Source organism: Secundilactobacillus odoratitofui DSM 19909 = JCM 15043, assembly GCF_001434895.1.
GTDB lineage: Bacteria > Bacillota > Bacilli > Lactobacillales > Lactobacillaceae > Secundilactobacillus > Secundilactobacillus odoratitofui.
The window spans coordinates 1-25,455 of the sequence record NZ_AZEE01000002.1 but is presented as its reverse complement, the minus strand read 5'-3'; the positions used below and the strand labels follow the sequence as shown (position 1 = coordinate 25,455).

The 25,455-nt window shown below is 44.6% G+C and carries 15 protein-coding genes and 1 riboswitch; of the genes, 11 read left to right on the top strand and 4 right to left on the bottom strand.

What is annotated here, in order from left to right:
• Positions 1-123: 123 nt before the first annotated feature.
• Entirely contained in the window at positions 124-1,146 is a 1,023-nt protein-coding gene (locus FD04_RS00635) for an AraC family transcriptional regulator (protein ID WP_056946298.1), read from the bottom strand.
• 297 nt (positions 1,147-1,443) lie between these two features.
• Entirely contained in the window at positions 1,444-1,815 is a 372-nt protein-coding gene (locus FD04_RS00630) for a glycine cleavage system H family protein (RefSeq protein WP_054702594.1), read from the bottom strand.
• 191 nt (positions 1,816-2,006) lie between these two features.
• Here FD04_RS00630 and FD04_RS00625 point away from each other — a divergent pair, with 191 nt between their 5' ends.
• Entirely contained in the window at positions 2,007-3,047 is a 1,041-nt protein-coding gene (locus tag FD04_RS00625) for a lipoate--protein ligase (protein ID WP_056946295.1), read from the top strand.
• 13 nt (positions 3,048-3,060) lie between these two features.
• Positions 3,061-3,366, top strand: a complete 306-nt coding sequence (locus tag FD04_RS00620; protein WP_054702597.1) for a DUF7671 family protein — start codon at positions 3,061-3,063, stop codon at positions 3,364-3,366.
• A gap of 179 nt (positions 3,367-3,545) precedes the next feature.
• Here FD04_RS00620 and dapF read toward each other — a convergent pair whose 3' ends face one another.
• Complete coding sequence (dapF, locus tag FD04_RS00615; RefSeq protein ID WP_056946293.1) at positions 3,546-4,556, bottom strand: diaminopimelate epimerase; 1,011 nt, start codon at positions 4,554-4,556, stop codon at positions 3,546-3,548.
• 82 nt (positions 4,557-4,638) lie between these two features.
• Positions 4,639-6,015 carry an aspartate kinase gene (locus FD04_RS00610; RefSeq protein ID WP_056946290.1) on the bottom strand — a complete coding sequence of 459 codons (1,377 nt, stop codon included), beginning with the start codon at positions 6,013-6,015 and terminating at the stop codon, positions 4,639-4,641.
• 974 nt (positions 6,016-6,989) lie between these two features.
• A riboswitch (Lysine riboswitch) is annotated at positions 6,990-7,169 on the top strand.
• A 98-nt stretch (positions 7,170-7,267) separates the two neighbouring features.
• Here FD04_RS00610 and lysA point away from each other — a divergent pair.
• The 9 genes from lysA to FD04_RS00565 all read left to right on the top strand — a co-directional run.
• Positions 7,268-8,584 (top strand): diaminopimelate decarboxylase, encoded by a 1,317-nt coding sequence (gene lysA / locus FD04_RS00605; RefSeq protein ID WP_054702605.1) that lies wholly within the window; start codon positions 7,268-7,270, stop codon positions 8,582-8,584.
• Positions 8,585-8,629: 45 nt separating this feature from the next.
• A complete protein-coding gene (gene dapD / locus FD04_RS00600) occupies positions 8,630-9,340 on the top strand; it encodes a 2,3,4,5-tetrahydropyridine-2,6-dicarboxylate N-acetyltransferase (protein ID WP_054702608.1) in 711 nt (236 codons plus the stop codon).
• Positions 9,341-9,345: 5 nt separating this feature from the next.
• Complete coding sequence (locus FD04_RS00595; RefSeq protein WP_054702628.1) at positions 9,346-10,497, top strand: N-acetyldiaminopimelate deacetylase; 1,152 nt, start codon at positions 9,346-9,348, stop codon at positions 10,495-10,497.
• Positions 10,498-10,532: 35 nt separating this feature from the next.
• Entirely contained in the window at positions 10,533-11,456 is a 924-nt protein-coding gene (gene dapA, locus FD04_RS00590) for a 4-hydroxy-tetrahydrodipicolinate synthase (RefSeq protein WP_054702611.1), read from the top strand.
• Between the two features lie 2 nt (positions 11,457-11,458).
• Positions 11,459-12,238 (top strand): 4-hydroxy-tetrahydrodipicolinate reductase, encoded by a 780-nt coding sequence (gene dapB, locus FD04_RS00585; protein WP_056946289.1) that lies wholly within the window; start codon positions 11,459-11,461, stop codon positions 12,236-12,238.
• Positions 12,239-12,294: 56 nt separating this feature from the next.
• Positions 12,295-13,482, top strand: coding sequence for an aminotransferase class I/II-fold pyridoxal phosphate-dependent enzyme (locus tag FD04_RS00580; protein WP_054702614.1), 1,188 nt, complete (start codon positions 12,295-12,297; stop codon positions 13,480-13,482).
• Positions 13,483-13,568: 86 nt separating this feature from the next.
• Positions 13,569-14,666: an aspartate-semialdehyde dehydrogenase gene (gene asd / locus FD04_RS00575; RefSeq protein WP_056946287.1), complete on the top strand. Its 1,098-nt coding sequence runs from the start codon at positions 13,569-13,571 to the stop codon at positions 14,664-14,666.
• An 842-nt stretch (positions 14,667-15,508) separates the two neighbouring features.
• Positions 15,509-17,272, top strand: a complete 1,764-nt coding sequence (gene recQ / locus FD04_RS00570; protein WP_056946285.1) for a DNA helicase RecQ — start codon at positions 15,509-15,511, stop codon at positions 17,270-17,272.
• Between the two features lie 545 nt (positions 17,273-17,817).
• On the top strand, positions 17,818-25,455 hold a 7,638-nt coding region (locus FD04_RS00565), incomplete at its 3' end, for an MBG domain-containing protein (protein WP_156660368.1).

Genomic DNA, 25,455 nt, shown 5'->3' with positions numbered 1-25,455 from the left:
CGATAAAAAAAGAAAGAGGCAGTTACCGCTATAAAAACGATAACTGCCTCTTTCTCAGGGTTGAATGATGATATTAAGTTTTGCCTGTTTTAAATTTGATGACAAAAATTGGTTACCCCAGTTTTATTGATTGAGCACTTTCTTTAGTTGACCAACTTTAACTTTGAGGGCTTGGTAATCCGAAAATTGACGTTTATAAACACAGTGATTGCAGGCACTTAGTGAGTCAGTGGTTGTCGAATTAATAACTTGTTGCAACTGAGCGAATACCCAATCGGTTTGTTTTACATTAAGTGGCTGCTTGAACTGGTCTTTTTGTGGTCGGCTTTCAAGTTGGAGGTGTTCACGATAGTTAGAAGGTGTCTGGCCAAAGTGTTTTTTAAACATTAAATTAAAGGATTTGACTTCCTTGAAACCGTTTTTGAACGCTACATCAGCAATTTTCATAGTTCGGTCCTCTAAGTCGTAAACGGCGTGCTGCAGCCGACACCGCGTTAAGTATTCATAAAAATTAATGCCAAGTTCAGACTTAAACACGCGAGACAGGTACGCAGATGAATAATGACTGATGGCGGCCACTCGGTCTAAAGTGACTGCTTGATCATAAGTATGGTTTAGATATTGAATGACGCGGTTTAATGACCCCTGACGACGTTTTAACGGTGCGTTGATCGTAACTTCTGGATTAAAAAAGTCCTGTAACAAGAGACTGATCAAACGATAGTAAAGTGCATTAATTTCAAAAATTGAACGGTGTGTGGTGTCAGCGAGTTGCAATCGCGCCAAAATTTTGCGGATGAGAGCGTAATCCTGATGTTGAGGGACGGTAACACTATTGAGTTGAAAAGCCCCGTGATTGAGTGAGACACCTTGGTCAGTTAAAAAGGTCGACGTAATATGTAGGCGCATTGCAATGCAATCACTTGAACGCGCAAACGTTGCATGACCACAATTAGTATTGATTAAAATGAGATCATCAGGATTGAGCAAAAAGCGCTCACCATCAACGTTGGCTTCCACGTGACCTTTTAGCAACCAGAGTAGTTCAAGCTGTTCGTGCCAGTTGTAGTGGTAACTGCCGATCATGTAAGTGAGTAAATCAAAGTTGACATTGGTCGTTGAAGAATAGTTGTGGTTTGCTAACATCGTGTTCACTCCTTATCAATCTGTCAATTTTTGACATTGAATTTACTTACAGCTTACACCGATTGATCTAATTTGCGTACCGAATCAGTGATTGACTCGAAAATGAGTCAAAAATTGACTAGTAAGATGCTTCTCGTTTTAGCGTTAAGAGCACAGTGGAGCGACATGACCATCAATTGGAAGCGTGTTAAAAATACTTTGAACGTGTCAAAAATAGTCTACTTAAGGATGACCATATTTTTACCTGCTGCCATCAAAAAACGATTATGGCTGACACCATAATCGCTTTAATGAAGGTTATGCAGTTGTTTGAACGTCCACTAACCAATTACTTTCAGTAGATTGATTGGCCAACTGGTCGGTTTGGGTCAATAAATCGTTGTTGCGGTTGATGATTTTACCACTGACTGGTGTTTTCAACGTTTCGACAGCCTTGGCGCCCTCTAATTCTAACAGGTCATCGCCAGTCTCAAGGTTGTTATCAGCGGAAGAGAAGTCCATGAATGAAATGTCGCCCAGGTCTTCGTAGGCTTGATTGGTAATCCCCATCCGGACAATGCCTGGCTTAATCTCTTGATACCAAATGCCGTCCTTTTCTTGCGGCGCAAACTTTTGCTTACCGTTAAAAAGTTGTTTAATACTATTAACGAATTTTGTCCAAAATCCCATGATAATCGGTCCCTTCAACGTAAACTTATTGCTACTAGTATAACGGGCTTTGTGAAATAAGGAAAGCGTTTAGAACATCAAGTTTTTAGCTGATGGCTAAACGACTGACGGTCGAAACATCGGACTAGTCACCAGCGCAGAAACCAAGTAGAATGGAAACAGTAGAAAACGCATACAGGAGGCACAACAGGATGTTTTTAATCGATACCAGCCGAAATGGCAAACCCGTTTATGATCCAATTGTGAACCAGTCTTTAGACAATTACCTGATCAATGACTTGAAACTACCAGGGCATGGTTTGATCATGTATATCAACGAACCGTCAGTGATTGTAGGCGTGAACCAAAATATTTTTGCTGAGGTCAACGTGCCGTATTTACGTGAAAACGACATTAAGTTAGTGCGCCGCTCTTCCGGTGGTGGTGCGGTTTACCATGATATGGGCAATTTAATTTTTGAAAACATCGTGGTTGGTGACACTGATGATGATGCGGAGTGGGGGAACTACAGTGTGTTTGCCCAACCAATTCTGGATGCCTTACATGAGTTGGGGGCAACCGATGCTGAATTACGTGGTCGCTCCGACTTGGTGGTTAATGACCATAAGTTTACCGGGATGACCATGGTGAAGTCCGGCGATGCCTACGCAGCTGGTGGCACCCTGATGTTTGATATGAATTTGGATGCTGCCAGTCAAGCGTTGCACCCAGTTGAGTCCCGCATCAATGGTAAATGGGTGAAATCTAACCGGAGTAACATTGAAAACATTCGGTTGCACTTAGCGCCCGAGTACCAAAATTTGAGCAGTGAAGCTTTTAAAGAGCAATTGCTACTTAAATTATTCCACGTTGAAAAACTTTCAGATATTGAAACGTATCATTTGAGCGATAAAGATTGGCAGATCATCGATGAGCGATTAGCAGAACAGTACCGCACCGATGACTGGAATTACGGTGAAAACCCAGGCTTTAACCGGTACCGGTTTAAAGAATTTGCTGGCGGCCGGTTAGCACTGAATTTGAAGGTGGAGGGCACCACGATTACGAAAGTGGCCGTCTATGGTGACCTATTAGATGAAAAACTCGCCCATAAACTTGAAACCCAGCTCACGGGCGCAAGTTTAACGGCGGAGGATTTGTCACATCGTCTCAGTAAGCGTTGGTTAAAAAAAGAGCTGTCGGATGAAGAAATTACGGCACTCGTGGCAGAGTTATTGATTGAAAAACGGTAGGGGATAATCACACATGGCAAAGGCGAAGTACCCGGTTGAAGAATACATTGGTGTGCCGGTTGAACAAGACGATAGTGGTCAATACATTGTTAAAGATGCTGCGACTAGTCAGCTACATTCGTGGCGAACTGGTCGCCATACCAAAGGAAAGTTTAAGGGTGTTGGCCAAGTGTTTTTGACCGAAAACCACTTATCAGTCGCTGTGATTGAGACGAGACCCGTCGCATACAAGGATCGACATGCGATAACACCCATGTCGCGATTTACCAGTGAGTTTGTGAGTGATGAGTTGGTCGCAATGATGCGGGAAAAACAGTAGTCGACTTGGACGTGTAACTGCCACTTCTGGCACTACGTTACATCAGTTTTTTAACTGTTGGTGTAATAAGTTAGAGTACAAAACTACGGAATCAAAGTATCGCAAATAACAAAAAATGACGCCTTTCAACGAAGTTTTTGAAAGGCGTCATTTTTTGTTATTATTGAATATTCATTCAATTACTTCTTAACCGCAATTGCAGACACTTTTGGTAACTGGTCCACAAATTGGAGATAGGCAGTTTCTTCGTTAGTTTCTGAAATTTCAGTGTTGTCATCAGTGACGTTTGCTGCGTGTAGTGCACTTTCCGCAACTTCAATGTGGTGGGTTTCTGTGGCGTTACCAATCAGGTCGATCCAGTAGCGTTCCTCAGTTTGATGAACCTTAGTTTTAACCATGCCACCTGGATTATAGACGGTAATCGTGTGATCGAATTCACCGAGGTTGGCGTGAGTCATAGCAAATGCCAAGCTCGTCGCTGACATTCCGGTGCCGCAAGCGTTTGTGAAGCCAACACCACGTTCGTAGGTTCGAACGAACAATTGGTTCTTGCCCAGAATCTGAGCAAAACTGACGTTCACACCATCTGGGAAGTAATTATTATGGCCGTTTAAGCGGGCCCCTAATTCACCAAGTTCGTTACCGTTCATCACGTCTTCATCAACAAAACTAATCAAGTGTGGATTAGGTACAGCAATCGCTGTGAAGTTCAGACCGGCGACGAAGGCTGGCACTGGCTGGTCAATCAAAGGTTGATCACCGAGGTTTTCGAATGGAAAGGCCTCTGGGTTGAAACGAACCGGTGAGATTTCTACGCTGAATGCGGGAACTTCAGGCGCCAAGTCACTTTGGCGGCTTACCTGAAGATCAGCGGTCATGGTTTCCACTTTGAACTGGTTCATGTGATATTTTTCGGCCAAGTACCGTGAAACGGTTCGGAGGCCGTTTCCACACATTGAGGCTTCGCTGCCATCTGCGTTGATGACCCGCATTTGACCCAGTACGTTGTCGTGGTCGGATTTGTCTACGACCAACACACCGTCTGCGCCATCTAAAATACCAGTTGCCGGATTCGTGATTTGTTGTGCTAACGCCACTAGCTCAGAATCCGTAAGTGGTTGTTCAAGCGTTGTCTGATCTAATAAGAAAAAGTGGTTCTCAGACCCGTGTACCTTGCGTAATTGCACCATATTAAGCGCTCCAATCTAATCATTCGTTGCTGATAATGAGCCCATTCTATCAGGCTTACTCTAATTTGTCTGCTAAATTAACTTAATTCTTTTGTAAAGTTGGTTGGTGGTTAAAAAAGGCATCGTAAATACTCTTAACGGCTTCGTCCGCATCAGCCCGGCGAGTGCCAAGCATGATTGAGATTCTAGAAGCACCTTGGTTGATCATGTGAACGCCAATGTCGTGAGCAACAAGTGGTTCAACAATGTGTTCAATCACACCAATTTTGTTGCGCATGCCTTCACCGACCACCATGATAATGGCGTAATCATCAATCCATTCAATCGTGTCAGGATGCAAAGCCTCCTGCACGTCGTGACACATTGCGTGAACTGTCTCATCGTCAAATTGCGTTTTGTCAAAAATCACCGTTAAGTCATCAATCCCAGATGGCATGTGTTCATAAGACACATTGTACTTTTTAAAGACTTGGAGCAATTTCAGCGTGAACCCAACTTCCTTGTTGAGCAAATATCGGTGAATGTACAGTGCAGCAAACCGGTTGGAACTGGCAACCCCAGTGATCGTTTGAGCCGGACGGAAGTTAGTCTCAGGTACGATCAACGTGCCAGGTAGTTCCGGCCGGTTGGTGTTTTTGACGTTAATTGGAATTTGGCCTTGAATGGCCGGAATAATGGCTTCATCGTGAAAAACTGAGAAACCGGCGTATGACAGTTCTCGCATTTCCCGGTAAGTCATGCGCTCAATTGCCATTGGTTGATCAACAATTTTGGGATTAGCGGCGTAAATGGCGTCAACATCGGTAAAGTTTTCGTACAAATCGGCGTTCAGTCCGCGTGCAACGATGGCACCGGTAATATCGGAACCGCCACGTGAGAAGGTGGCAATTTGACCTGTTTCTGTGAAGCCGAAGAAGCCCGGAAAGACTAACAATTCATCGGTGTATTGCAACTGAGCCAGGCGGTCATAAGTTTCCGGTAAGACAGTGGCGTTGTTAGGGTCATCGCTGACCACAATACCAGCTTCACTTGGATCAACGAAGCGCGCCTTGATACCCAGATGTGTCATCACAGTTGCCATGAGCCTGGCGTTGAGGCGTTCACCGTGGGCTTTAAAGGCGGCCATGAGGTACTCGTCATCCGGATAAGTTGTCGTTGGCAGTTGACTTAACGCCATCCAAATTGGCGCTAAAGCATCTTCACCTAAGTTGAAGTAGTCACCAATCGCTTGATAACGCGCGAAAATCTGGTCGAAGATCTCACCAGTATCTGCATGTTTAATCGTTAATTCTGCATATTTAATTAATAAATCGGTGACTTTAATATCACCATCATGCCGTTTTCCTGGCGCACTGGTAATCATTACCTGACGCTGTGGATCGGCGGTCATAATGCCAATCACCTTTTCAAACTGGGCGCCGTCTGCTAACGAGCTGCCCCCAAACTTAACGACTTTCACATTCAACACTCCCTGTCCGTCGCAATTTTCACGAACGGTTAATAATTACATTGAATTCTAACAGTTTATTTTGGTTTCGCAACCGTTGAAATGTGAAAATACCCACAGTTTGAGTGAGCACTTAGTAGATATAAAGTTTTTTTAGCTTTTGCATCGATATGAGTTTGTGCACGATGGCGCCTCCGGTCACTCGCTTTTTTCGGTAGCTGTGGGACCGGCTTCAGCCGCGATGCGTCTTACGCCTCATATTTGAGCCACGGTAAAGCACCGAGTCTCAAATACGTCCAGAACTTGTAACCGCTGAAGCGCCAACAAGTTCTTGTCACTGCCACCGAAAAAAGCGAGTGACTCTGCGGCTAATTTGGAAGAATTGATGAACGCATTCAAGAAACGATTATGACATGGTCCTAAAGTTAAGTACGCACGCCACTTCGATTGTTAGTTTTTGCCCAATTTAATTAAACGACTCAACGAGTTTTCCGAGAACACAATGAAATTGAACTCAGTAAACACGTCTAGTATTAAAAAGTACCTGATGATTTACGCAATAAAAAACGTTGCCACGTAGAAGTACTCTATGTCACTTTAACAGTGATGATGGTCTTGAAAGAATCCGTTTAAGATTCTGTTCAAAGTTATCGTTTAATTTACCTACTCCGCAACGAGAACGGAGACTATCAGCTTGGCGCGGTTGCAGTGACAAGTGGTTGTTGGCGCTTCTAGCGCTTACAACCTCTGGACGTTTCTGAGACTCGGGTTTTGAGGCTCAGAAGCGAAGCGTAAGCCACGCGGGTTATGCGTGGCTGAAGCTGGTCCCACAGTAGCGGCGCCAAGCTGATAGTCGGAGTGGCAGTGGGCCGAAAGGCGCACATGGTAATCATTCAACCGCAATCATTTCAAATCCTTCGAGCACTTAATCTAAGTAAATTATGAAAAATCACTTGACTATCTGTGAAAACAATTATAGACTTTGAATAAATCGAAGAGGTCGCAACCAACAAGAGTCAGTCTGTGAAGTCACTGTAATGACGATGAAGCAGACTAAAAGGGGCGGTTGCCGAAGCGCTAGGCTTTACAGAACTTAGTTAGCTGGGACGTGGTTTAAGAGGCCACGAACTGTCGCGGGCAATAGCTCGCGGGGCGCTATCGAAAATGAGACCATTAATTTATGTGATTAAATTTGGGGATCCTTTTGTTTAGCGTGAACAAAAGGATCCCTTTTCGTATAACCACAATCACCGGAGGGCATAACATGAGCGAACAATTGACGGACCAACAGATCAACGAAGCAGGACATTTAACGATTGGTGGGGTAGATGCAACTGAGTTAGCTGCTAAGTACCAAACCCCTTTGGCAGTGTACGATGTGTCAAAAATTCGTGATCAGATTCGGCGCTTCAAATCCGTGTTTGAAGATAACGATGTGAACTACGCAGTGAGTTATGCCAGCAAGGCTTTCGCAACAATTGCCATGTACCAGGTGATTGACCAAGAAGAAGCCCACATTGATGTTGTTTCCGGCGGTGAACTTTACACTGCAATTCAAGCCAACTTCCCAATGGCAAGGGTCAGCTTCCACGGTAATAACAAGTCGTTGGCTGAACTTGAGATGGCCGTTGAACATCATGTCGGGGTGATCGTCTTGGATAACTTCCACGAAATTGATTTACTGGACCAGGTCTTACGTGAGCATGACGCCAGTATTTCAGTTATGATGCGGATCACACCAGGTATTTCGGCGCACACCCACGAATACATTTCGACCGGTCAAGAAGACAGCAAGTTTGGCTTTGACCTTAACTCAGGTCAAGCCGCTAAGGCGCTTCAAATCGTGCTTGCTAATGACCGAATGAACATGTTGGGCATTCACGCTCATATTGGATCACAAATCTTTGAACTGAACGGCTTCCAAATGGCGGCCGAAAAACTGGTTGAAATTGCAGCCGATTGGCACGAACAGTTTAACTACCAGCCAGAAGTTATTAACGTTGGTGGTGGCTTCGGGATTCAATACACGCAAGATGACCACCCACTCGCGCCAGAAGCGTTCGTTGATGCCATTGTAAAGACCATCAAGCAAAGCGCCGGTGAACATCACTTAAATATGCCGGCCGTTTGGATCGAACCTGGTCGCTCCATTGCTGGTCCTGCAGGTTACAGCCTCTACACGATTGGGTCACGTAAGGATGTGCCTGGGTTAACTTCCTATTTAACCGTAGACGGTGGGATGGGGGATAATATCCGCCCAGCCCTTTACCAAGCGGAGTACGAAGCAGTGCTCGCAAACAACCCAACCGCCAAAACGACTGAAACGGTTCACATTGCCGGCAAGTATTGTGAATCTGGTGATATCCTGATCAACGAACAGGCGCTACCGGAAACTAAACCGGGCGACTTACTTGCCATCCTCGATACGGGTGCCTATGGTTACTCGATGGCTTCCAACTATAATCGTAATCCACGACCAGCAGTGGTCTTCGTGGAAAACGGCGAATCAGCACTGGTTGTTGAGCGTGAAACCTACGCCGATTTGACCCGGTTAGATCGATCATATACGAAAAATAACTAAAAAACTTCCTATTATAATTCATATCAGAGAGATGAGGATAAATTCATGGCAGAATTAGACGCACAAGCAATTATTGATTACATCGCCAACGCACCCAAGAAGACACCCGTTAAGGTATACATCAAAGGTGATTTGGCTAACTTAGAAGTACCTGCAAGTATCAAAGCCTTTGTTGAAACGAAGACCGGGGTCTTGTTTGGAGACTGGGCAGAGATTGGACCTTTCCTTGAAGCGCACAAAGCGGTGATTACCGACACAGAAGTTGAAAATCAAACGCGCAACACGGCGGTCCCTTTAATGGACTTGAAAGGGGTCAATGCCAGAATCGAACCAGGCGCAATCATTCGGGATCAAGTTTTAATTGGCGATAACGCCGTGATTATGATGGGCGCAACCATTAACATTGGTGCTGAAATTGGCGCTGATACCATGATTGATATGGGCGCTGTACTTGGCGGCCGTGCGATTGTTGGTAAGCACACTCACATCGGCGCCGGGACCGTTTTAGCCGGGGTAGTTGAACCAGCTTCTGCTGAACCCGTTCGTGTTGATGATAACGTCATGATTGGTGCAAATGCTGTGGTGATTGAAGGCGTTCACGTTGGCGAAGGTGCCGTTGTTGCAGCCGGTGCGGTGGTTACACAAGATGTCGCACCCCACACGATGGTTGCCGGTGTGCCAGCCCGATTCATTAAAAACGTTGACGAAAAGACCGAATCAAAGACCGGTCTCGAAGATGATTTAAGAAAGTTGTGATGACAATGACAGTACTGACAGAAGAAGCCTTGATTCAGATTCGTCGTGATTTACACGCAATGCCAGAGTTGGCCTTGAAGGAAGTTCGTACTTCGGCCTACCTGGAAAAAGTGATTGCCAGTTTTGATCAAACCAATCTGCAAGTCAAACACATTAAAGACTTACCAACGGCGCTGTTGGTACGTGTCACAGGCAGCAACCCGAAACGAACGCTTGGTTATCGGACCGATATTGATGCGCTTCCTGTCAGCGAAAAAACGGGTTTGCCGTTTGCTTCCAAGAATCCAGGTGTGATGCACGCTTGTGGACATGATATTCACATGACCGTTGCGTTAGGTGTGTTGAGTTATTTCTCAGAACATCAGCCCGTTGATAACCTGATCTTCTTCTTCCAGCCAGCTGAGGAAAGCGAGAACGGTGGTAAATTAGCTTACGAGCTTAACGTATTTGAGGGCGAATGGCGACCGAATGAATTTTACGGGTTACACGATAACCCCGATTTACCAGCTGGTGCAATTGGTGCTCGACTCGGGACACTGTTTGCCGGTACAACCGAAGTCAATATTGACCTTGAAGGTAAAGGTGGTCACGCCGCGTACCCACAAGATGCCAACGATATGGTGGTGGCAGCCGCTCAGTTGATTGGCCAAGTTCAAACCATCATCTCGCGTAGTATTGATCCCATCGAGGGTGGTGTCATTACCTTGGGTAAGCTAGAGGCCGGCACGATTCGTAACGTGATTGCGGGTCACGCTCACATCGAAGGGACGATTCGCGGCTTAACTCAGGTGATGATTGAAAAAATTGATCAGCGCTTGCGCGAAGTTGGTGAAGGCATCGCTAAGAGTTTTAACGCCGAAGTGACAGTCAGCTTGAACCAGGGTGGCTATCTTCCGGTTGAAAATGCCCCAGAGTTGACGAAACGTTTCATTAACTTTATGAAAAATAATCCTGAGGTGACCTTTGTCGAAACGAAGCCGGCAATGACTGGTGAGGACTTTGGCTACCTACTATCTAAGATTCCGGGCACCATGTTTTGGCTGGGCGTTGAAGATGATTCACAACTTCACTCAGCAACGCTAAATCCAGATGAATCAGCAATTAGTAAAGGCATCAACGCAATCACGGCCTTTTTGAACGACCGGATGACCGCATAACCGTAAGCACGTGTTAATGAAAAGGGGACTTTAAAATGACAACTTTAAACAATGTTGATCTCATGACCGCAATTATTACACCATTTGACGAACAGAATCATATTGACTATCCAGCACTCGAACGGTTGACGGAGCACTTGCTGGCCGTTGGCAACAAAGGATTTGTGATTGGTGGTACAACTGGTGAAACACCAACGCTCAGTCACGATGAAAAGATTGAACTGTATACGCGATTTGCTCAAATCATTAACGGTCGTGTACCAGTGATTGCTGGGACCGGGAGTAATAATACCCAGGAAACCATTGATTTTACGCGTGAGGTTAGCCAAATTGCCGGTGTTGATTATGAACTCGTGGTGGTCCCTTACTACAACAAGCCTAACCAACGAGGCATGATTGCCCACTTTACAGCCGTTGCTGATGCCGCTGAAAAGCCAATCATCATTTATAACATTCCTGGTCGAACGGGCGTGACGATGGCAAATGACACTGTGGTTGAATTATCACAACACCCCATGATTGCAGGGGTCAAGCAATGTACCTCAATCGAAGACATTGAGTACTTGGTAGAACACAGCGCTGAAGGCTTCAGCGTTTACAGTGGTGAAGACGCTCAGGCTTTATCAGCGCGCGTGGTTGGTGGTGCTGGTGTGATTTCCGTAGCTGCTCACATTTATGGTCCCCAGATGCGGGCAATGTATGACGCACTGTACGCTGGCGATTTAGCAACCGCTGGTCAACTGAAGCGTCAATTAACGCCAAAGATGGCTGCTTTGTTCATGTTCCCATCACCATCACCAGTCAAGGCAGTCTTAAATGCCCAAGGTTTCTCTGTTGGTGGCTGCCGGTTACCAATTCTGTCGTTAAATGACGCCGAAAAACAACAATTGGCCGTTGCCTTAGATTTAGAGGCAGATGCGTTGTTACACGATGTGCCAGTTGAGTTAGGAGCTAATTAGAGATGACAAAGGTAATTGTAGCCGGATTTACCGGTGCTATGGGACAAAAAGCGGTGCACTTAGTCGAAGAAACTGAGGGGTATGAATTGGTTGCTGGTTTTGCGGGTGGGTTGACGTCACTGAATCCAGCTGATTATAACTTACCAGCCACCGTTAAAGTATTCGATGATTTAGACCAAATTGAAACGGATGCTGATATTTGGATCGACTTCACCTTGCCAAGCGCAGTGTACGCCAACACCAAGTTCGCAATCGAACACGGTATTCACCCAGTAATCGGCACTACGGGCTTAACGGATGCCCAAGTTGCTGAATTACAACAGTTGGCCAGTGCTAAACAACTGGGCGGGCTGATCGCACCTAACTTTGGGATGTCAGCCGTGTTATTGATGAAGTTTGCGCAGGAGGCTGCCAAATACTTCCCGGATGTTGAAATTATCGAGATGCACCATGATAACAAGGCGGATGCCCCTTCTGGCACGGCATTGAGCACGGCCAAGTTAATTGATGAAGTTCGTCCTGAACACGAGCAGGGTAATCCTGATGAAACCGAAAGCTTAGCGGGCGTTCGCGGTGGCGATTATCACGGCATTCACATTCATGCCGTTCGGTTACCGGGTTACGTCGCTCACGAACAAGTCCTCTTTGGTGGTCCGGGTGAAGCCTTAACGATTCGCCAGGATTCATTTGATCGCCAATCGTTTATGACCGGTGTCAAAGTCGCGATGGATCACGTTGAGTCTCTGCACGAATTAGTCGTTGGGCTCGAAAATGTTCTTTAATTGTTTTATAATCTTATTATTGAATTCTTAATTTATGTGAAATCGGAGTGACTATCATGCCAAAATTGGCGAGTGAGTTATCGCAACAAGTGAACCAACGCCTCAATCAAGTGGGGCCGTCCGGTATTCGGGCAGTGGATCAGAAGTTTTCGAAGGTTCCTGGGATTATTAAATTGACCTTGGGTGAACCTGATATGAACGTGCCAGAGCACGTAAAGCAGGCGGCGATTAAGAGTATTACGGAAAATGATTCCCATTATTCGCCACAAAAGGGGACGCCTTACCTTCGTCAGGGGATTCACCACTACTTGAAAACGAGTCAGAACCTCGACTACGATCCAGAAACTGAGATTATTGCGACCGTTGGGGCGACTGAAGCAGTTTGCGCCACCTTGCTAACCATTTTGAACCCAGGTGATAAGGTTGTGATTCCAACACCAGCCTTTCCACTGTATTTTCCATTAGTCACGATTGCTGGCGCTGAAACGATTCAGGTGGATACTTCTGCTGATGGTTTCGTGTTAACACCGGAACATCTGGAACAGGTTTTGGCCGAAGCGGGTGATTCAGTGAAGGCCGTCTTGTTAAACTATCCTGGTAATCCAACTGGGGTTGAATACCCCCAATCGACGCTAGAAGGCTTGGCTAAGGTAATTGCTGACCATCATTTATACGTGATTGCTGATGAAATTTATAGCGAGTTGACCTTTGGCGTTGACCATTTCTCAATCGCGAAGGTGATTCCAGAACGGACGATCTTGATCAACGGCTTGTCGAAGTCGCACGCCATGACTGGTTATCGGATGGGCTACATTGCTGGTCCAACCGAATTCATTGCCAATGCAACTAAGATGCACGCCTTCATGGTCACCTCACCATCGAATCCAGCTCAAGCAGCGGCCGCTGAAGCGCTGAATAATGGGTTAGATGATCCAATCGTGATGCGAGAGGCTTATCAGAAGCGCCGTGATTTCGTACAAGCGGCCTTCGCCAAGATGGGCCTGGATATGGCAACGCCAAGTGGCGCCTTTTACGCCTTCGTCAAAATCCCAGCTGCTTATGGTCAAGATGACGTTCGTTTTGCAGAAGACTTAGCTGAAAAGGGCAAAGTCGGCGGCGTGCCAGGCAGTGCTTTTGGTGCTGGTGGTGAGGGCTACATTCGCTTCTCCTATGCGGCTTCAGATGCTGTTTTGGCTGAAGCCATGAAACGAATGGCAGCGTTTGTCGACTCGATTAAGGCCTAGGGCTTGACTGATTGTGTCAAATACAGTTTAATTAGCATTATTAAAATTAGATTTGAAATATGTGTGTGGAAGTTGAGGGATTCGTTATGAGTGATAAGTTAAAAGTCGGTATTATTGGTGCCACGGGGATGGTCGGTCAACGGTTTATTAAGATTCTCGCAGATCACCCCTGGTTCGAGATTGTGGCTGTTGCAGCGAGCGCACACAGTGCTGGCAAGACCTACGCTCAGGCGGTTGATGGTCGCTGGAAGTTGGAAGGCACTGTGCCCGATGTCGTTTCAGACATGGTTGTGCAAGACGCTGCGCAAGTTGATAAGATTGCCAGCCAAGTTGACTTTGTATTTAGTGCCATCAGTTTGGACAAAGCTGATACGCGTGCTTTGGAAGAAGCCTATGCTAAGACTGAAACGCCAGTGGTTTCTAACAACAGTGCGCACCGTTGGACCCCAGACGTACCAATGGTGATTCCTGAAATCAACCCAGAACACACCGATGTCATCAAATATCAGCGTGAACGTTTAGGCACTAAGCGTGGCTTCATTGCAGTTAAGCCAAACTGTTCGATTCAAAGTTACACGCCAGCGTTGTCTGCATGGCGTCAATTCGAACCAACGCAAGTGATTGCGACGACTTACCAAGCCATTTCTGGTGCGGGTAAGACGTTTAAGGACTGGCCTGAAATGGAAGGTAACGTGATTCCATACATTGCCGGTGAAGAAGAAAAGTCAGAACGCGAACCATTGAAAATCTGGGGCCACGTTGATGCTGATACGAAGAGCATCGTGCCGGATGAAGGTACTGTCATTACGTCACAGTGTTTGCGAGTTCCCGTTTTGTATGGCCACACTGCTGCTACGTTCGTTAACTTCGCTAAAAACCCAACCAAGCAAGAGTTGATTGACGCGTTGGAAAGTTACGAAGGCGAACCCCAACGGTTAGGCCTACCAAGTGCACCTAAGCAGTTCATTCAGTACATGACCGAAGATGATCGGCCACAAGTTCGCTTAGACGTTAACTTCGAGAACGGCATGGGCGTTTCCATTGGTCGGTTACGTGAAGACAAGATTTTCGACTGGAAGTTTGTTGGTCTGTCTCACAATACTGCCCGTGGTGCTGCCGGTGGTGCCGTTGAATGTGCCGAATTACTTAAGGCTCAGGGGTACATTACTTCTAAGAATGCTTAAATTTTTTGAGAGTTGCTTTGGCAGCTCTTTTTATTTTGGTGTTTTTCTATTGATTACGCTTCCGGCAAACAGCGGTATTTTTTGGTGGTGGCTGTGGGACCGGTTGCAGCCGCTGACGCGTCTTCCACCTCGAGTTTAAGCCTCGTAAACCCCAACGAGTCTTAAACTCGTCCAGTCTCAGTAAGCGCTTCGCGCAAACTGAGGACTAGTCACTGCCACCACCAAAAAATACCACTGTTTGCTCTCCAGCTGACGTCGTATGCAAAACGTCAATAAGCTGAAGTCTACTTGGCATAGACGACCTATTATTAAATAGGCGCATTAAAGTTGATTCAGAGTTAATAGCTAAATTTTCGTTGTTCGTCATCCTCAATTTTAAGTGGAAAATTAACTATTACTTGCAAATTGCACCTATTTAATAATAGGTCGTGTGTTGATTTGAAATATTTAAATTGTTAACCAGTAGCAGAATGTAGAGGTTAACCCAAATCTAACTTTACTTATGGATATCTACAATGTCAGCCGTAGTGCGGACGGTTCTGGGCGTTTCCTGCAGTGAAACGACTGGGAACCAGTCGGGGACGAATTTGAAACGTGCACGAACTTTGGCACGGTTCAAATTCGAGGTCCGAGACAGCTCTTGGGCTCGGACCGGCCCCACAGCAAGAAACGCCCAGAACCGGGAGCCGGAGGCGCAGGACAAGTAAAATTCGACAGATATGCAATCTATTACAGTGTTCTAAAAGTGGTATTTAACCAAAACCACAACGATTTCCCGTAGCTAACAGCAGAAGTGGAATGTGTTAGAATTGAGTATTAACAAATCGGGAAGGAACTTAACCATGACGCCACTTGAAATTCTAAAAACACAGTTCGGCTACGATTCATTTCGAACCGGTCAAGCCGAGGTTATTGACGATATTATGCAGCAAAAGGGCGTCCTAGCAATCATGCCGACTGGTGGTGGCAAATCACTTTGCTATCAGATTCCAGCGCTACTTCAAGACGGTATCACACTGGTGGTGTCACCCTTGATTTCACTGATGAAAGACCAAGTGGATGCCCTCAACGAAAACGGCATTCCGGCCACGTTCATTAATAGCTCGTTGGATTACCAGGCAATCAATGATCGGTTTAACCAAGCAGCGGCCAAAGCAGTCAAATTACTGTACGTTTCACCAGAACGATTAGATTCGGACTACTTGGCGCGACTTGAGCAGCTGCCTATTTCGTTAGTTGCGATTGATGAAGCCCACTGTATTTCGCAATGGGGTCACGACTTTCGGCCCAGTTATCTGAATTTGACGAATGCGATTGAACAGCTGCCAAGTCAGCCAACCATCGTGGCCTTGACCGCGACGGCGACCCCCAAAGTGGCGCAAGATATCATGTCACGGTTGGATATCGAACAAGAAGTTAAAACAGGCTTTTCTCGTCCCAACCTCGCCTTCAAAGTGGTGAAGGATCAGGATAATGATAAGTTTTTAGTGGATTATTTAAAGGAGAACCCAGATCAGTCGGGCATCGTGTACGCTAGCACCCGTAAGGAAGTTGAGCGGTTAACTAAGTTGCTGCAGCGTAAGCACGTTTCCGCCACAATGTATCATGGTGGGTTGAATCAAGAAGAGCGGCGACAGAATCAGGAAGACTTCTTGTATGACCGAACTCCTGTGATGGTGGCGACCAACGCCTTTGGAATGGGTATCGATAAAAGTAACGTGCGGTTTGTGATTCACGCGCAAGTGCCTGGCAGTTTGGAGTCGTATTACCAAGAGGCTGGCCGAGCGGGGCGAGATGGGTTGCCGAGTGAAGCCATTTTGCTGTTTCGGTTGTCGGACGTTCAAATTCAGCACTTCTTAATTGATCAGTCTGAGCGTGACGAGGCCAATAAACAACGCGAGTATGATAAGCTGCAGGCAATGTCACAATACGCGAATACTCAGGAATGTTTACAAAAGTACATTTTAAATTATTTCGGTGAAGATGGCGAAGCCTGCGGTCAATGCAGTAACTGTTTGGACGACCGGGAGGCCATTGACATTACCGTAGATGTTCAAAAAGTGCTGTCCTGTGTGATTCGAATGAATCAACGTTTTGGTAAGAACCTGGTGGCGCAAGTGCTGACGGGATCGAACGTGGCACGGGTGAAACAACTGCACTTTGATGAACTCAGTACGTATGGCATTATGAAGCAAGCGTCTCAAAAATCCGTGGCGGAGTTAATTGACTTCTTAACGGCTGCTGGGTACCTGTTTGCGGACGGTGGTCAGTATCCGGTTCTTCGGGTAACTGAACTAGGTGGTGAGGTCTTGCACGGTAACCAACAAGTCTTTCGTAAGGTGGCAATCCGCGCGACCAAGGCGTTACCCGTTAATAGTGAGTTGTTCGAAGCCTTGCGTAGCCTGCGCCGTGAGTTTGCTGAAAAACAACAAGTACCACCATTTGTGATTTTTTCAGATAAAACATTACGTGATATGTGTTCGGTAATGCCCGTTGACGAGGATGAAATGTTAACCGTTAAAGGAATTGGTGCCAACAAGATGGCAAAGTATGGGACCGCGTTCTTACAGGTGATTGACCTGTTTCGGGATGAGGCGGAGTCGTAGGCTTGTATTGTGTAGGCACAAGATATAGAAAAAATAAAATATTTTTTAAAATTAATTTATAAAATATATCGATTTAGTCAAAAATAATTTAACCCAACATTTCCCAAACGTATGATTGGAAAATTTGGGCTTTTTTGTTGATCTTATTTATTCGTACAAGTTAGAATACCGTGGTTATCTATTTTCTGAATTAAGTAAGTACGTTCATTAATATTTATGTCAGTCTTAATAAGATTTAACATTTATTTTAAATGTAATTAACCCTATTAAGTGATGCATTTATGATTAATGACAACGTTTACCTAAAGTTGTAGTATGAAGATATAATTAGAAAAAATAGGCATAGTAGACACGAATGGGGGTGTCATGGGGGCTTTATTGAACACGAAATAGTTAAGTGATCGATTAACTTTTTTCAATCACGTGACTGTCATCATTCGTACGATTAATCAATGGTGTTAATGGTTTTATTAAGTCGATGATTGTCAATAAATTTGATACCAAGTCGTTTATTATGCCGTGATGACTTTGGAGGGGGTAAAATCATGAAAGTACATTTTAATTCTAATCAGAATTTTGGTAAAAAACGCTTCGACGCATTTAGTGAGAAAAAAGAACATTATAAGATGTTTAAGGCTGGGAAGAACTGGTTGTACGCTGGTATCTTCATGCTGTCACTTGGCGCTGGGATGGTTAGCTCTGGTACGATTACCTACGCCCAGACAACAACTGACGCTGCGTCCAGCAGTAGTACGAAAAAGCTGAGCGTTGCGTCGGGGACGTATACGATTAAAGCTGCAGATACCACAGCCACCAGTGCATCAGCTACGACCAGTGCTACGCCGGCTAGTTCGGCTGATGCAACTAGCGATGCCAGTGCCACCAGTGTGTCATCAGCTAGTTCTGATAGTGTATCACCAGCATCTGCCTCAGCTACGTCCGAGACAGCAACTAGCGCAACATCTACTAAGGAAAGCAGTACGGTTTCAAGTACTGCCAACTCAACTCAGAGCGCTAGTTTAAGTGATACTTCATCAACTAACTCAAATAGTAGCAATTCTGCAGCAGCACAAGTTTCGAGTGCTACTATTTCTAGTGGGGCCAGTTCGGATGCCGGGTTTACTTCTAGTGAGGTTAATTCTACGGCTAACACTGGCAATGTTGCAACGCTCAAGAGTGCGACGAGTTCGGCCTCCGCACCAGTTTCTATTACACAAAGTCTTTATACTGAAATGAAGTCAATGAACTCGGACGAAGTGATTGATTACTTAAAATCATACAACGCAACTGCAGTTAAAAATGGTGGGCATGCGTTTGTTTTGGACAATAACGGATCCCTAATCGCGGTTACCAATCATGTGGGGAAGGTTACAGTTTCACAATCATTTAAAGATTCAACGGGTAAAACTTTATCACCCAGTTTGAATGCAACAGTTCCTGAGACATTCGATCAAGTCAGTGCATTAATCACTGAGCCACCTTATGAAAAGGGATATCAAATTGACACTGATAAAACAACGTTTACGCTTGGTGGACAAACTCAACCGTTGAGTTATTGGATTTCAAATATTTCGTGGTTTAATCTGTCAGGTCATTCGTTGACCAGTATGTCAGATCTTCTCTGGATTATTACTTATGCTTTTGGGAATAGTACTGAAGCTACTTTTGTTAATGATAAAATTTCTCTTAACTATGTTTATAAGACCTCTCAGGCTGCCATTACTACTCAGGATCAAACAGTTCAGGTCGGCGCTAGTTTACCGGATTTGAAATCTTATATTGTTAGTGCTGTGGATGAAAACGGTAAAACAATATCAACAGGTTCAATCATGTCGCCCACTTATCCTGGCAACTATTCAACCAATACTCCTGGCGATTATACATTTGTTGTCGAATATTTCAATGCAAGCACCATTTCCTATACTCAAGGTACTGCAACATTACACGTTGTTAACCCAGTCACAACGGATGTAGTGGCACCAACTGCCACGACAGTCACATATGGAGATGACGCGTATAAGGCTTCATCTGATTATGGCATTACTGTGAAATCAAAAGACGGCACAATTACTATACCTTCGGGGTTAACGACCAGCGACTTTACAATCACAGATGAAAATGGTAATGAAATTGCAAGTTCAGATTACACGGCTTCAGGACATTTGAAAGTCGGTACTTATACAGTTGCACTTAATGACTTCGGTATGACTGCAGTTCAACAAGCAAATACTAAGTATAAGTTAGCTGCTGATAATTACGGGACTTCAACTTTGGTAGTTACACCCGCGAACGTCGTGATTACACCTACTGATAATGGTAAAACAGTTGGTGCCGCAGACCCTGCATTAGATTTTTCAGCTAATGGATTGGCTGATGGTGACACTAAAGCGAGCCTTGGTGTTACAGTTAAGCGTGTTAATGGTGAAACGCCTGGAACGTATACTGAAACTGCATCGGTTCCAACTAATGATAATTATACGTTTGAAACTAACACTGGCGTATTTACAATTTATAAAAAGACCTCGAGCTCAACTTTAAATATTAATGATGTCAATATAACGTATGGTGCGGTCTCTAATGGTAGCACGGGTGGCTACGGTTTTACTTTAACACCTAGTTCTAGTGACATTACGGTACCAACTTTAACACCAGCAGATTTTACTATCGAAGGTGCAACATATAGTGGCTCAAATCATTTGAATGTAGGAAGCTATGTTGTTAGTTTAAATGCGGATGGTCTAAAAGCACTTCAGACCGCTAATCCGGATACAACCATTACAAGTGACATGGTTACTGCTGGGTCAATTAATGTGAAGAAAGCCAACGTCACAATTGTTGCAAACGATGCCAAAAAAGTCTTAGGACAAGCTGATCCAGCACTTACTGCAAAAGTCACTGGATTGATTGGCACTGATACGATTAAATACTCTCTGGTTCGTAAGGCTGGCGAAACAATTGGTACTTATACTATCAGTATCAATGTCACTGAAAACCCCAACTACAATACTTCCAATCAGGCCGGAACCTTCACCATCACACCTAATAGTTCAAACGGGACAATCTCGATAACGAACGAAAATTTAGTTTACGGACAGGACGAAGTTGCTAAGGGTGACTATGCCCTTTCTGTGAGCGCTACCAAAGGTACAGACGGTGTTGCGGTACCAGACATTAAGCGTGGCGATTTGCCACAATCTGATTTTGTCATTGAGGGCGCTTCTTATACAAATGGGTGCCTAAACGTTGGTGCTTATACCGTTGCGTTGACCGATCAAGGCTTTACGGACTTACAAGCTATTTTTGCTAAATCCAATTTGACGATTACTAAAGACCAGATTGTGGATGGGCTGATTACTGTTACTCCGGCAGATTTGTCCATTTCAATTCCAAGCAATTCAAAGTCGGTAGGTACGGCAGATCCTATGCCAGTTGTTGCACTGACGAGTACAGATTATTCCACCGAAAACTGGACAACATTGACCACTATTGGTACATCGTTCAATAACAATACGATCAACTACACGGTTACGCGTAAACCAGGTGAGGATGTCGGCACATATAATTACATCGTTACACTAGGTGATAATCCTAACTTTAACGTCACAACTGATTCAATTGGTGCTTTAAGCATTACACCAGTCGATGCTAACGATACTTTTGCAGTAACAAATGCCACACTTGGATACGGCGATGATACGAATGCAGATGGTAGCCAATCTGGTACCACCGATTTGGGATATACCGTTTCGATGACAATTACTGGTAATACCACGTTAAAGAATGTGGATGGTTCTTCAATAGCTAATGGGACGGTTACTTTGAATGCTGATGATTATGTCATCAAAAGTGCATCATATTCAAATGGCCATCTTGACGCTGGTACGTACACGTATCAGCTAAGTTCTAGCTTTATTTCAGCGTTTGAAAAAGCAAACAGTAACTACAATTTGTCTTCATTATCCGCAACGGGAACAATCACAGTTAAAAAACGCCCGATTGTTTTAACAGCTAATCCTGCAACAAAAATGAAAGGTGAGGCTGATCCAGCTTTGACTCCCACAATTTTGTCAGGAAGCTTAGCATCAGGCGATACATTTTCAGATATTGGTGGTTACGACGTCGAACGTAAGATTGGTGAAGATGTTGGCACTTACGATATAGATGTCTTAATTATTGGTAGCCCTAACTATGCTGTTTCCAGTCAGTCACTAAAAGATGGGTTTACGATTACTGGGAAATTGTCTTCTGATCGGATTGATATTAAGTCAGATACGACGGATTATGGCTCAATTACTCAGGCTGGCAGCAGTTCTGATACGTACAACATTAGTACCCTTTTTGAAACCAATGACGATAACTTATCAGTTCCGACTGGTACTAATGCGTTAACTAATGCAGACTTTACAATTACGGATGCCTCAACCGGTGCAGTGGCAACCTATACGACTAGTGGTTACTTAAATGCCGGTACTTATACGGTCAATATAGCGGAATCTGGAATCGATAAGTTTATTGCTCAAAATCCCGATTTTATTTTAACCGCTAATAATTTTGTGAGTGGTCATTTGGTTGTCAATCCAAAGGATGTTTACATCACGACAGGCAACACGAAGGTGTATGGGACAAAACCAGATCCGACGTTGACGTATAATATTGTCGGACTGATGGATGGTGACACTCTTGACGTCAGTGTGAATAGAGCGACAGGTGAAGATGTAGGCTCATATGTTCAAACGGCCATGGTAACGTCACGTGATCTCACTAACTATACGTTGCATAATACAGCCGGTAAATTTATTATCACGCCTGCACCAGTCACTGAAACAATTACGGTTGCGGATGCTTCCATGGAATACGGATCCGATCCAGTCATCTCTGATACTGGTAGTGCACAGGTTATTACCACACCTTTGACTAATGTGACGGGGTTAACTTTCAACGTTGTCGATAAAGATGGCAACAAGCTTGTTATTCCTGATTACACTGCTGCTGATTTTGCTGTGGTGGTTCCGGTAGGCTCAATCACTGCGTCTGGTCATTTAAAAGCCGGTGACTATACTATCGAAGTCACTGGAGATTTTGAAACAGCATTGCAAACTGCAAACCCTAATTATGATGTTTCAACTGTATTTGAAACTGGTACTTTAACGGTTACGCCCAAGGCAGTTACTGTTGCTGCTGACGATAAATCCAAGTCGTACGGGACAACTGATCCTGCGTTAACGGCAACGGTATCAGGTAAAGTTGATGGTGACACAATCACCACATCAGCTACTCGTGATGCTGGTGAAGACGTCAACGAGACAACTGGCTATGTCATCAAACCATCAGCCGATGCGAATGCAAACTACACTTACACCTTTGAAAATGGTAAATTTACGATTACACCTCAAAAAGTGGACGCAAATCTGACTATCAGTGTTACAGACATGACATACGGTGATACTGCAATCCAGGCAACGTTAACTTCCACCGTTTCTGGTTTGCAAATGCCAGCATTGTCTACTCAGGACTACATTATTGATGGTGCTGCATATGATGGTAAAACATTGCTGAATGCTGGCGACAATCACACTATCGCTCTGACAAAGAACGGCTTCGCAGATTTTCAAGCATTGAATCCAAACTATGATTTTAGTGGGTCTGTATTACCGAGCGCTACGTTTGTTGTTAAACAGGCAACCGCAACAATTAAAGCAAAAGATGTAAGTGTTGATTATGGTACAACACCGAGCTTAACTGCTGATGTTACCGGTGCGGTAGATGGCCAAACTTTGGATTACCAGGTTGTCAACAGTGATAACAATGCAAATGTTGGTGATCACCCGTTGACGATTGTCTTGACTGATGACTCGACCGTTAATAAAAACTATGACATTACAATTGAACCTGGTACTTTGACGATTAATCGCAAGAAAATTTCAGCAACCATAACGGTGACTGCACCAACAAACAAGGTTTATGGTGATGTGACTAAGACCAATGATATTGGCTTCCAGGTTACGTTAACAGCGACAGATGGATCTGAACTAGTTGTTCCAACCGATTTTGACGATTCCAATTTTGATATCTCTCGTACGGCATACACTGGCGACTACCTGAATGCCAACCAATCTGGCTACACAGTTAATTTAACCACCAATGGCGTACAAGCATTGGAAAATGCCAATAGTAATTACAGCTTTATTTCTAATCAATTTATTCCTGGCACACTTGTGGTGGCACCAAGAGCCGTTACGGTAACAGCGGGCGACCAAACCAAGACCTATGGTACACCAGATACAGATCCAGCTATACATTGGACGGCGATCACTAGTAAAAGTATGGTTGGTAATGATAAGGCCGATTTCAAAGTATCACGTGATACGTCTCTTGATCCAGCCGGTACTTCGGAAGACGTTGGTGCACACAAAGACATTGTTGTTACAGTAACGCCTAACCCTAATTACACGTTCACAACGGTTAATGGGACGATGACCATCACACCTGCTGATGCAACTGGTACGTTTACAGTAACAGCAGCTGATGTTAATTACGGCACGTATACGAAGTCAACAACCGATTATGGCGCTACTGTGACGCTGACCGGTACTGGTTTAGTATTGCCTGAAGGCGGTTTGAGTTCAGATAACTTCCAGTTGACCGGTGCAAAATACAGTTCGACTGATCATTTAGCAGCTGGTACTTACGACATTAGTTTAACTGATGATGCGATTACGGCTTTAAAGAAGGCAAACCCGAACTATACCTTTACTGATGCTGACTTTGTTACGGGGCAATTAGTTGTTAACAAGCTTGATGCGAAGATTGTTCCAGCTACCAACGGTAAGGTCTATGATGGCAAGGCAACTTCTGACCCAGCACTTACTGCAACGGTTTCTGGGGGAGTAACAGACGACAATATTGAATACACTTTAAGTCGTGAGCCTGGTCAAGATGTTAATACGTACACACAAACAGTAAACATTGCTGACCCAAGTTCGACTAATGATAATGGCAATTACAACTTAACTGCGGGTACGGGAGACTTCACGATTACCCCAGCAGCTTCCGATGCAACGTTCAGTTTGAACAAATCTGAGATTACGTACGGTGGAACGCCAACCGTGACTGTCACGAATGATGCAAATCTTGTTTCGCCAGCCCTCACTAGTGATGATTACACGATCGAAGACCCTGCCTATTCAACGGCGGGCTTCCTCAAGGTGAATACAGATGGTTACGTGGTTAAATTGACGGATGCAGGCATCAAAGCCATCAAGGACGCTAACCCGAACTATACCTTTGGTGCGGATGCATTTGGCACCAGCAAATTAATCGTCAACAAAGCTCAATTGACCATTACCGCTAATGGTGGTTCAAAGGTTTACGATGGTTCTCCATATAGCGGTCAGTTAAGTGCAACTATGACTGGTAACCTGGGCAGCGATAAGATTGAATACTCGGTAGCTAGTGATGCGACAACTAAGTCTAGTGTGGGCGAATATGCGTCAGTTGTATCGCCGGGTGCAGACAGTATTTCAAATGATAATGGTAACTATACAATTAGAGTAGTAGCTGGTGTCATTGCGATTACTTCATTGGCACTTCAAGGTTCTGTTACGATCACTGCAGGTAAGAAAACGTACGGCACAGTTGATGAAGGTACGGTAGTAGAAGACGCTCAGATTACCGTAACCTCTTCTACTAATAAAGATATTAATATTCCGAATCTTGATGACAGCGATTTTGACATCACGGGTGCGGTTTATACAAATGGCCATTTGAATGCTAATGCCAATGGTTATGAAGTTAAGTTAAAGGCTACTGGTTTGAAAGCAATCAAAGACGCAAACCCTAACTACGATTTGAGTGGTGTGACGTTTGGTGTTGGTACTCTGGTAATTGATAAGGCGACTGCTGAGATCACACCTGAAGATAATGGAAAGGTTTATGGGACATCTCCAGATCCTGAATTGACAGTGACAGTATCAAAATTGGCTGATGGTGATGAATTAACCTATACCGTTTCACGTGTTCCTGGCGAAAATGCTGGTCAATATGATGAAACTGTTTCGTTTGATGCAAATGCTGGTGAGAATGTAAACTACAACATTACTACTGGAACTGGGACGTTTACCATTACGCCAAAGGCCACGACTGACGGTGATAAGGAAACCCAGATCACGGTCAACCCAGAAACA

Coding starts and splice junctions, on each gene's coding strand:
- dapF (WP_056946293.1), bottom strand. CDS start 4,556: ATGGTGCAATTACGCAAGGTACACGGGTCTGAGAACCACTTTTTCTTA.
- FD04_RS00580 (WP_054702614.1), top strand. CDS start 12,295: ATGCCAAAATTGGCGAGTGAGTTATCGCAACAAGTGAACCAACGCCTC.
- dapB (WP_056946289.1), top strand. CDS start 11,459: ATGACAAAGGTAATTGTAGCCGGATTTACCGGTGCTATGGGACAAAAA.
- FD04_RS00630 (WP_054702594.1), bottom strand. CDS start 1,815: ATGGGATTTTGGACAAAATTCGTTAATAGTATTAAACAACTTTTTAAC.
- dapA (WP_054702611.1), top strand. CDS start 10,533: ATGACAACTTTAAACAATGTTGATCTCATGACCGCAATTATTACACCA.
- dapD (WP_054702608.1), top strand. CDS start 8,630: ATGGCAGAATTAGACGCACAAGCAATTATTGATTACATCGCCAACGCA.
- lysA (WP_054702605.1), top strand. CDS start 7,268: ATGAGCGAACAATTGACGGACCAACAGATCAACGAAGCAGGACATTTA.
- recQ (WP_056946285.1), top strand. CDS start 15,509: ATGACGCCACTTGAAATTCTAAAAACACAGTTCGGCTACGATTCATTT.
- FD04_RS00595 (WP_054702628.1), top strand. CDS start 9,346: ATGACAGTACTGACAGAAGAAGCCTTGATTCAGATTCGTCGTGATTTA.
- FD04_RS00625 (WP_056946295.1), top strand. CDS start 2,007: ATGTTTTTAATCGATACCAGCCGAAATGGCAAACCCGTTTATGATCCA.
- FD04_RS00635 (WP_056946298.1), bottom strand. CDS start 1,146: ATGTTAGCAAACCACAACTATTCTTCAACGACCAATGTCAACTTTGAT.
- asd (WP_056946287.1), top strand. CDS start 13,569: ATGAGTGATAAGTTAAAAGTCGGTATTATTGGTGCCACGGGGATGGTC.
- FD04_RS00620 (WP_054702597.1), top strand. CDS start 3,061: ATGGCAAAGGCGAAGTACCCGGTTGAAGAATACATTGGTGTGCCGGTT.